8 protein-coding genes, 1 tRNA gene and 1 pseudogene are annotated in these 9,555 nt (G+C 61.4%); 2 read left to right on the top strand and 8 right to left on the bottom strand.

Annotation, left to right across the window (positions count from 1 at the left end; genetic code table 11):
• Positions 1–229: 229 nt before the first annotated feature.
• From AC1DJO_RS03910 to metG, 3 genes and pseudogenes are all read right to left on the bottom strand, one after another.
• Positions 230–1,066 carry an MBL fold metallo-hydrolase gene (locus AC1DJO_RS03910; protein WP_477969185.1) on the bottom strand — a complete coding sequence of 279 codons (837 nt, stop codon included), beginning with the start codon at positions 1,064–1,066 and terminating at the stop codon, positions 230–232.
• A gap of 4 nt (positions 1,067–1,070) precedes the next feature.
• On the bottom strand, positions 1,071–1,853 hold the full coding sequence (locus AC1DJO_RS03905; RefSeq protein ID WP_477969183.1) for a TatD family hydrolase: 783 nt from the start codon (positions 1,851–1,853) through the stop codon (positions 1,071–1,073).
• A gap of 9 nt (positions 1,854–1,862) precedes the next feature.
• Positions 1,863–3,461 (bottom strand): annotated as a pseudogene (gene metG, locus AC1DJO_RS03900) (methionine--tRNA ligase); the annotation flags it as partial.
• A gap of 182 nt (positions 3,462–3,643) precedes the next feature.
• Between metG and AC1DJO_RS03895 the strand changes: the two are divergent.
• On the top strand, positions 3,644–4,438 hold the full coding sequence (locus tag AC1DJO_RS03895) for a sulfite exporter TauE/SafE family protein (protein WP_477969233.1): 795 nt from the start codon (positions 3,644–3,646) through the stop codon (positions 4,436–4,438).
• On the opposite strand, the gene AC1DJO_RS03890 is transcribed toward AC1DJO_RS03895, so the two are convergent.
• The 5 genes from AC1DJO_RS03890 to AC1DJO_RS03870 all read right to left on the bottom strand — a co-directional run bounded on the left by AC1DJO_RS03890 (position 4,439) and on the right by AC1DJO_RS03870 (position 8,917).
• Positions 4,439–5,464, bottom strand: coding sequence for a DNA polymerase III subunit delta' (locus AC1DJO_RS03890; protein WP_477969181.1), 1,026 nt, complete (start codon positions 5,462–5,464; stop codon positions 4,439–4,441).
• The gene (gene tmk / locus AC1DJO_RS03885; RefSeq protein WP_477969179.1) at positions 5,457–6,131 is read right to left on the bottom strand and encodes a dTMP kinase; all 675 of its coding nucleotides are present in this window, start codon (positions 6,129–6,131) and stop codon (positions 5,457–5,459) included. The genes AC1DJO_RS03890 and tmk overlap by 8 nt, the downstream gene beginning before the upstream one ends.
• Positions 6,132–6,275: 144 nt before the next feature.
• The gene (locus AC1DJO_RS03880; protein WP_477969177.1) at positions 6,276–7,469 is read right to left on the bottom strand and encodes a D-alanyl-D-alanine carboxypeptidase family protein; all 1,194 of its coding nucleotides are present in this window, start codon (positions 7,467–7,469) and stop codon (positions 6,276–6,278) included.
• A gap of 67 nt (positions 7,470–7,536) precedes the next feature.
• Entirely contained in the window at positions 7,537–8,625 is a 1,089-nt protein-coding gene (locus AC1DJO_RS03875) for a septal ring lytic transglycosylase RlpA family protein (protein ID WP_477946934.1), read from the bottom strand.
• 202 nt (positions 8,626–8,827) lie between these two features.
• Positions 8,828–8,917 (bottom strand) — tRNA-Ser (locus tag AC1DJO_RS03870).
• A gap of 158 nt (positions 8,918–9,075) precedes the next feature.
• Here AC1DJO_RS03870 and AC1DJO_RS03865 point away from each other — a divergent pair.
• Positions 9,076–9,432, top strand: coding sequence for a hypothetical protein (locus AC1DJO_RS03865; protein ID WP_477969175.1), 357 nt, complete (start codon positions 9,076–9,078; stop codon positions 9,430–9,432).
• The last annotated feature ends 123 nt before the right edge of the window (positions 9,433–9,555 follow it).

The raw sequence follows: 9,555 nt of genomic DNA, 5'->3' as shown, positions 1-9,555 counted from the left end.
CAACCACCTTCGACAAAATCTCGATCCGCTGCAGATCGCGTTCGCTCATCGCAATCAATCCCATCTGCAATCTCCCAGACGTCATTCAGACCCGGGGAGTGTGACATTCCAACTTTGCAGAAACAGGACATTCTAACTTTGCGGCTACAAACAAAGATCGCATAAGATAGATTATGGAACTAAAATGGATGCCGTGATTACCAAAAAACCTTGAAATACAAGGCTCTGTCTATCCTCGGGCCGTTTCCAGATCGTCAATCTCGACGTCGAATGTCATCTGGTCGTAAGCCGGTTCGACATGATCCGGCGTCTCGCCCATCACCGTGTCGTAATCCAGCGGCGTATGCATATGCGTCAGGATCGCACGCTTCGGCTTCAGCCTTGAAATCCAGTCCAGCGACTGCTCCAGCGACAGATGGCTCGGATGATAGCGATACTGGAGCGCGTCGATAACGAGCACGTCGAGATTTTCAAGCTTCGCTGCAGCTTCCGGCGGAAAGTCGCTGATATCGCTGCAGTAAGCGACATCGCCGATGCGGAAGCCGAGCGAGATGATATCGCCGTGCTGCTGCTCGTGCGGCCGAAACGAAATCGTGCCGCCGGCGCCTGAGATGCGCACCGGTTCCTCGAGCGTCTCGATCAGCCTCGGCTCGACGATCGGCGGGTAATTGCTGCCTGGAGGCGTTTCGATGCAATAGCCGAAGCCCTGGCGGATGCGGTCCATGGTGAAGGCGTTTGCATGGATCGGCACGCGCTGATGACCATTGTGAAAATAGCCGCGCAGGTCGTCGATGCCGTGGATGTGGTCGGCATGCGGATGCGTGTAGAGCACGGCGTCGATATGCTCGACCCTGGCGGCGATCATCTGCTCGCGAAAATCCGATCCGGTGTCGATGACGACGGTCGTCACGCCGCCATTATCGTCGAACTGCTGCACCATGAAGGATGCGCGTGTCCGGCGGTTCTTGGGATTATAGGGATTGCAGGCGCCCCAATCTCCGGTGATGCGCGGCACGCCTGGCGACGATGCGCAGCCCAGAATGGTGAAACGCCGCCGGTAACCCACGAGGCTAGATCCTCGGCATCTTTGTGAACAGCCGGAAGGCATTCTCGGTCGTGATCGCCGCCATGTCGGCATAGCTGAGCCCGAGCGTCTCGGCCAGCACTTCGGCGGTGTTCACGACGTAAGCAGGCTCGTTGCGCTTTCCGCGCCAGCGCTTCGGCGCCAGATACGGCGCGTCGGTTTCGACCAGCAGCCGGTCATGCGGGATCGTCTTGGCGATCGCGCGCAGCTCTTCCGACTTGGGAAAGGTCAGGATGCCCGAAAACGAGATGTAGCCGCCGAGTTCGACGCCGGTCTTGGCAAGTTCCGGCCCTGCCGAGAAGCAGTGCAGGATGAAAGGGAAGGCCCCCTTCCCTGTTTCCTCGGTCAGGATCGCCGCCATGTCCTCGTCGGCGCTGCGGCTGTGAATGACCAGCGGCAGCCGCGTTTCGCGCGCCGCGGCAATGTGGCGGCGAAAGCCGGTCTGCTGATCTTCAGGCGTCTGCGTGTCGTAGAAATAGTCGAGACCGGCTTCACCGATGGCGACGATCTTTTCATGCGCATTGGCCAGCCGCACGAGATCCTCGGTCTGGATATCCAGCTCTTCATTGGCGCTGTTCGGATGCGTGCCGACAGAACAGAAGACCGAGGGATAGCGTTCGGTGATGGCAAGCAGGCCGTCGAGCTTGCGCACCCGCGTCGAGATCGTCACCATCTGCTTGACGCCCGACTGATGCGCGCGCGCGACGATTTCGTCACGCTCGGCATCGAAGTCGGCAAAGTCCAGATGGCAATGCGTATCGATCAGCATCTGCAGTCCTTACGCCTCAGGCGCCACGTAGCGCGGGAAGACAGGCGTCGGTGCTTCGAGCTCGGTGCCCGGAACCAGGCGGCCCGCTTCGCCGAGCGCTGCGAAATCACGCTTGTCCGCAGGCGCGGCAACGAGATCGAGCAGCTTTTCGGCCGACTGCGGCACGATCGGTTGCAGCAGGATAGCGAGCTGACGCACGACTTCGGCCGTCACGTAGAGCACGGTTGCCATCCGATCCGGATCGGTCTTCTTCAGCGCCCACGGCGCCTGGCCGGCGAAATAACGGTCGGTTTCCGAGACCACGGCGATGATCGATGCGACGGCCTTGTGGATCAGCTGCTTGCCCATATCCTCGCGGGTGGAGGCCAGCAGCGCATCGGCAGCCGCCAGCATCGCCTTGTCTTCATCCGTCAGCGGACCGGGTTCCGGGATCTTGCCGTCGCAGTTCTTGACGATCATCGACAGCGAACGGCTGGCAAGGTTGCCGATACCATTGGCGAGGTCAGCGTTGATGCGCTGGCCGATCGCTTCCTCGCTGTAGCTGCCGTCCTGGCCGAAGGAGACTTCGCGCAGGAAGAAGTAGCGCACCTGGTCGAGACCGAAGTGATTGACGAGATTGACGGGATCCACGACGTTGCCGAGCGACTTCGACATCTTCTCGCCCTTGTTGAGCAGAAAGCCGTGGGCAAAGACACGCTTCGGCAGCGGCAAGCCGGCCGACATCAGGAATGCCGGCCAGTAGACGGCGTGGAAGCGGATGATGTCCTTGCCGATGATATGCACGTCGGCAGGCCAGTATTTCGCCCGCGGGCCGTTCCGGTCCTCTATATAGCCTGTGGCCGTGATGTAGTTGGTCAGCGCATCGACCCAGACATACATGACATGCTCGGGGTCGTTGGGAACCTTGATCCCCCAGTCGAAGGTCGTGCGCGAAACCGAGAGATCCTTGAGGCCTGATTTCACGAAGGAGATGACCTCGTTACGGCGCTCCGACGGGCCGATGAAATCGGGGTTCTCTTCGTAATGCTTCAGCAGCTTGTCCTGGTATTCGGACAGCTTGAAGAAATAGCTGGCTTCCTCGACCCATTCGACAGGCGTGCCCTGCGGGCCGTAGCGGACGCCGTCGGCGCGCACTTCGGTCTCGTCTTCCTGGTAATATGCCTCGTCGCGCACCGAGTACCAGCCAGCGTAGGAATCCTTGTAGATGTCGCCGTTGTCGGCCATCAGGTTCCAGATGTTGCGCGAGGTCTCGTGGTGGCGCTCCTGCGTCGTGCGGATGAAGTCGTCGTTCGACGCGTTCAACAGCTTCGCCATCGCCTGGAACTCGCCGGAATTGCGGTCGGCCAGTTCCTGCGCCGTGATGCCTTCAGCACGCGCCGTCTGCTGCATCTTTTGGCCGTGCTCGTCGGTGCCGGTCAGGAAGAAGACATCACGGCCGTCGAGGCGCTGGAAGCGCGCCATGGCGTCCGTTGCGATCAGCTCGTAGGCATGGCCGATATGCGGCTTGCCGTTCGGGTAAGAAATCGCAGTGGTGATGTAGAAGGGCTTCTTGTCGGTCATGGCGGACATCCGGCTTACTCTATAAAAATTGTCAGCCGCTCTTAGCGCATGTGATGGCGAAGAGAAACACTAAGTTTCGAAAGCGGCAGCGTTTTGACCGCCTCGCGGGCCTGCTGCGCTTGACGGGATTTCACAGGCATTCTACGCCTTGGCGACAATTCCGGGCGAGGCATAATGACCGTCAAAGATGAGCTGATCAGCGCAGGCGCCTCAAGGTCTGCCCCGTGAGCCTGCCACAAACGTTCCAGCCTCTCTATTCGCTTTCCGGCTTTCTCGTCGGCATGCTGGTTGGTATCACCGGCGTCGGCGGCGGCTCGCTGATGACGCCGATCCTCGTGCTGTTGTTCGGCGTTCATCCGGCGACAGCCGTCGGCACTGATCTGCTCTATGCGGCGATTACCAAGTCGGCAGGCACCGCCGTTCACGGCATGCATGGGAGGGTGAACTGGCGCATCGTCGGCTCGCTCGCCGCCGGAAGCGTGCCGGCCGCCCTCCTCATGCTCTGGCTGATGGCCGGCGTCGATCGCAAGAGCGTAGAAGTCGCGCACACAATCACCATTGCGCTTGGCTGGCTGCTGGTCGTGACTGCCTTCATGCTGATCTTCCGCGCCCAGGTGCTTTCCTTCGCACGTACGGTAATCGGCGAACGCGCCCCGCCCCGACCGCTGACGATCGCGATTTTCACCGTCATTCTCGGTCTTGCTCTCGGCATTCTCGTGACCTTGACGTCGGTCGGCGCGGGCGCGCTCGGCGTCACCATCCTGCTGATCCTTTACCCGAATCTCGACGTTCGCGAGATCGTCGGATCCGACATTGTTCACGCCGTGCCGCTGACGCTGATCGGCGGCATGGGCTACTGGTTCATCGGCGAAATCGACTGGCTGATGCTTCTAACACTGCTTGTCGGATCGATACCCGGCATCGTCGCCGGAAGCCTGCTGGCACCGAAGCTGCACGAGCGGACGATCCGCATCGTTCTGGCGCTGACACTTGCCGTCGTCGCCTGGAAACTGCTGGCAGGCTGATTAAGGGCCGGGCTGCTTGATGTCGGACAGGATACCGAGGATCGTCTGCTTGCGGTCGAGGTTGTAGGCACCCGAGACGGTGAGACGCTCGTTGACATCGGATTGCAGCCTCGCAAGCCGTTCGGCAGCACCGAGATCGCCTGCCCTCGCCGCCTGGCGCGCCCGGTTCATCAGGTCGTCGCCGATATGGCTCGCGAAGAATTCGAAGATCGTGTCGCTTTCCTTGCCTGACAGCGCATCGGCCAGCCGGTGCATGGCGCGCCGCGCCGCCGGTCCCTGAGCCGATAGCACATCCTGATAGGCGGAGATGATCTCGCCGCCACCGTAATTCATCAGCTTCAGCGCCTCTCCTACGCTGCCCTTCGCCGCCGTCAGCAATGCCCGGTCGTCGACCGAGGCGCCGAGATTGGCAAGTGCCAGAGCCAGCGCATCGTCGCCAAGCGGCGCGAGCCTCAGCGGCAGGCAGCGCGAACGGATGGTCGGCAACAGCTTGCCCGGCGCATGCGACAGAACGAGGAAAAGTGCCCGCTTCGGCGGCTCCTCGAGGATCTTCAGGATGGCGTTTGCCGCATTGCGGTTCATGTCATCGGCCGGATCGATGATGACGATGCGCCAGTTGCCGGTTCCCGATGTCTGCGAGAAGAATTTCCCGGCGCGGCGCACTTCATCGACAGTGATCGCCGATTTCACCTTGCCGGTCTTTTCATCCACCGGCCGTGCAAGATGCAGAAGATTGTGCGAAGCGCCTGACGAAATCTGGCGGCTGACCGGCGACGCAGGATCGGGATCGGGAACGATCTCCGGCGCCAGCGCCGGATCGGGATTGGAAAGCACATAATTGGCGAAGCGGAAGGCGAGCGTCGCCTTGCCGATGCCTTCAGGGCCTTCGATCAGGATGGCGTGGTGGCCTTTGCCGGACCTATAGGACTGAGAGAGAAACGCTTCCGCGTCCTCATGTCCGAAGAGCTTGGGATTTTCCGCCGGCCAAATCGCTCCATCCAGCAGGCTGGGCCGCTCCTCACTCATGAACGGCTACCGGCGTCTTTTCGGCCGCAATGCCACTCATCAGCTTCGTGATGATCGCAAGGATCTCGGCGGCGATGTCGGCCTCGTCCTGTATGGCATTGACGACGCGGCAACGTTGCGGCTCGCGGGCTGCGATATCGAGATAGGCCTCGCGGCGCTTCTCGTGCGTCTCCAGCTCTTCCTTCTCGAAACGGTCAGGTCCGTCGGCATTGCGCGACTTGACGCGCGCAAGTCCAGCGGTTGCAGGAATGTCAAGAATGACCGTGCAGTCAGGCACCACGCCATTGACGGCGATGCGCTGCAGCGTCTCGATGAAATCGGGTTCGAGATTGCCGGTGACGCCCTGATAGACGCGCGACGAATCCATGAAGCGGTCGCAAAGCACGATCTTGCCGTCGAGCAGCGCCGGGCGGATGACTTCCTCGACGTGATCGTTGCGCGCCGCGGCAAAAAGGATCGCCTCCATCCGCGTTCCGAAGGCTTCGGCAGCACCCGACAGCAGCACGTAACGCACCGCCTCTGCACCCGGAGAACCGCCCGGCTCGCGCGTCAGCAGCACTTCATGGCCGCGGCTGCGCAACGCTTCCGCAAGGCGGCGGATCTGCGTCGACTTGCCGGCACCCTCACCGCCTTCGAATGTAACGAACAATCCCGTACCGGACGACAACAGCACTTTCCCGTATTCCCGACATGCCGCCGACAAAACGTCGGCAGCGCCTCGATCTATCTATCCGAAGATGCGCCCGGGCGAAACCTCGCTGTTTCCCGCCAGCTCCGCCTTCCCCGGTAATTTCACGGCAGAATGCGGCCTTCAGGTGGGCTCGGCTTTGTCCCAGAGCCAGGAGAAGAACATCGATTCGCCGAGTTCGACCAGGGCATCGACAGCCCGGCTGGTCAGCGATCCCACGGCGATATTCTGCACCGTATAGAGCGGCACTTCGCGCAGCACCCGGCCGCCGGCGGAAATCACTAGCGTGCCCGCTTCCGCGTCGGCCGCGACGGGCGCCGTCAGCGGCCAGCGATAGATGATCCTCGCCGCCAGCCGGTCGGGATTGCTGACCGGGATATAGACGCTGACAGGCGTCCTGGCCACGAGATCGACATGGCCCGATTGTCCGCCATAGACGCTCGCCGAACCGACGACTTCCTTCTCGGCGAAGATCTGCCGCGTCTCGAAGCTGGTCAGACCCCATTCGAGAATACGCTTGGCCTCATCGGTCCGCTCCTTGTCGGAGGCAATGCCGCCGAGCGCCAGGAACAGCCGTTTGCCGTCACGCTCGACCGAAGCGACGATCGAGAAGCCTTCGCCCTCGGCGAACCCCGTCGCCAATCCGTCGGCGCCGAGCCCCAGTCCGAGCAACGGGTTGCGATTGCGCTGGAAGATCTTGTTCCATTCAAAGTCGGCCTGGGCGAAATAGGGGTAATAGGCCGGATAGGTCTGCTGCAGATCGGCAGCCAGCGTCACCATGTCCCGCGCCGTCGTCTTGCTCTTGCCATCCGGCAGACCGGTCGAGTTTCCGAAGATGCTCTTCGTCATCCCGAGCGTCTGCGCCCGGCGCGTCATCGCCGAGGCGAAATTCTCCTCGGTGCCGCTCATGCCCTCGGCCAGAATGATGCAGCCGTCATTGGCGCCCTGGATCGCGACGCCCTTGACTAGGTCCTCGACGCGCACGCGGCTCTTCAGGGCCGCAAACATCGTCGCCGAACGCGACGGCGCACCGCCGGTGCGCCACGCATATTCGGAGACCGGATAGTCGGTGTCGAGGGTGATCTCGCCGCCCTTCAGCGACGCAAAGACGATATCCATCGTCATCAGCTTGGCGAGCGATGCCGGCGAAAACGCCTGATCCTCGTTCTTGGCAAGCAGCACCGTGCCCGTCGAAGCCTCGATCATATAGGCTTGCGCCGCCTTGGTGACGAAGCCTGCGGGCGCAGGCTCGGCGGCAGCAGCAGATGAAGCGGCCGACAGCATGACCGCGCAAAAACCGATGAGACGCTTCAGCATTGCAAACCCCTGGCGCGAAATCGATTCTGGAGGTTAGTGATAGCGGCGGCCTGCCGCAATCGGCGTCTTAGCGCGCCGGCTGCTTTGCCTGCTGGCGCTTGAAGGACGCAAGAATCGATTCCTCGGTCAGGCCGTCGTTGCGAACCATCACCGCATCGAACGCGATCGGCACTGTCACGGTCCGAACGCCGTCTTCCTGGTAGCCCATCGCCAGAGATCCCTGCCCCCAGCCATAAGGACGCTCGTAAGGAACAGGGCCGATTTCCGGCAGCACGATCATTTCGCCCATACCCTGCGGCGCGCTGAGCGTGCCGAAAGCCGATGGCGCCGGTGCGGGTGCCGCATTGTAGCGAGCGCTCGGCGTTGCGCCGCCATAGGCCGTGGCGGACATCGGCACAGGCACGCGTGACGTCTGCGGCGCCGTCAGCGTTCCCAGGCTCTGCAGCTGATCGCTGGTAATGCGGCGGTCATTGGAGGCGACCATCACGCCACTTGCAATCTGCCCGCCCGGATCGACGGCCGGAATACGACTGCCCTTCGGCACGTAGGATGCCATCAGATAAGGCATGTCGTGCCCGTCCATGCGCGCCTTGCCCACGTACTGAACGCGAACGCGGCCGGTGCCGCTATGCTTCATGTCGAGGAGATCCGCCGTCTTGTTTGAAAGGTCGATGATCCGGCCCTCGTGATACGGTCCGCGGTCGTTGACGCGCACGACGATCGACGAGCCGTTCTCGATATTGGTGACGCGCGCATAGCTCGGCAGCGGAAAGGTCGGATGCGCGGCAGAAATCGACAGCTGGTCATAGACCTCGCCGTTGGCGGTCAGGCGGCCGTGAAAGGCCGAGCCGTACCAGGAGGCCACACCCGTCTTGCTATAGGAAAAGTCTTCCTTGGGATAATACCACTTGCCTTTGACCTGGTAGGGATTGCCGACGAGATAGCGCCCGCCCCCCTTCGGGATCGGTCCGCCCTCGACGACGCGCGGGCTGGCTTTGACGCCATATTCCTTCTCGGAGAAATATTCCTTGCCGTGGGCGCGCTTCTTCGGCGCCTGAGACGTTGTTCCACATGCCGTCACCGCGGCGCACATCGCTGCCAGCGCCAGCCACCGCGCACCCGTTGCGAAAGACGCCGCCCCGTATTCCAACTTCATATGTCCCACGCCGCCAAAGATCGTTATGGTTAAGCAAGTGCCCTAAATCGGACCAGTCCTGCCTACGCCCCTGCACCTAACGAGACTTTAATTGTGTGGCCAATGTGCCGAATTTGCGAACAATATCGCTGCGGTAGCGGTAATTTTAATGGTTATGGTTTATGAAGGGTTAAATTAGAGGTGTTTCGCGTGGCGATACATATGGCGGAAGAGGTGGGATTCGAACCCACGGTACGGTTTCCCGCACGCCGGTTTTCAAGACCGGTTCCTTAAACCACTCGGACACTCTTCCTTCGAGCGCCTTATGACGCAAAGCCGCGTTGCAATGCAAGGGCCGGACATAAAAATCTGTGCTTCGGGAAGCGCGCTCGCCTGTCCCATCAGGCGTGCGGAACATCTTGGGCCGTCAGCTGTTGGGAGAGCATCTGACGATGCATAGGGAAGAAGTCCATGCTGAAGAAAGTTACAGCCACGGTCGTTCTCTCGCTGGGTCTTGCGACGCTTGCCCTCGCCCAGTCCGGTAACGTGTCTGCGGACGGCGCGAGCGCCTCCGGTTCGTCGATCGGGACGATCTCGGGTTCACGCGTGAGCGGCACTAATGATCGTAGCCGCGTCGGAGACACTGACAAAGCGCAGCCCGGAACGATTGATCCCAGGGCGACGAACAGCACCATCAATAGCGGGGATTCGAACTCCAGCACCGACGTGAACGACTGCCGTAGCGAACGGAGATCTGGGCGGAAGGCTGCGCACGATCCCGGTGGAAACGTCGTCAGTCCTGGCAAATCTGCCGCCTGCGGTCAGTAATCGCTCTGCGCTATTGGATAACGCGGTCCCGAGCGGCTGGATAACGCTTGACTTTCGCCGCCCTGGAGAACCCGCAAAAGTTGCCGGATCGAAAGAGATTTTGGTCCTTTCGATCCGGGAGGC

Source organism: Rhizobium sp. 05N430, from assembly GCF_056396985.1.
The sequence above is the reverse complement of the archived record's forward strand: the minus strand, read 5'-3'. Positions and strand labels throughout refer to the sequence as shown.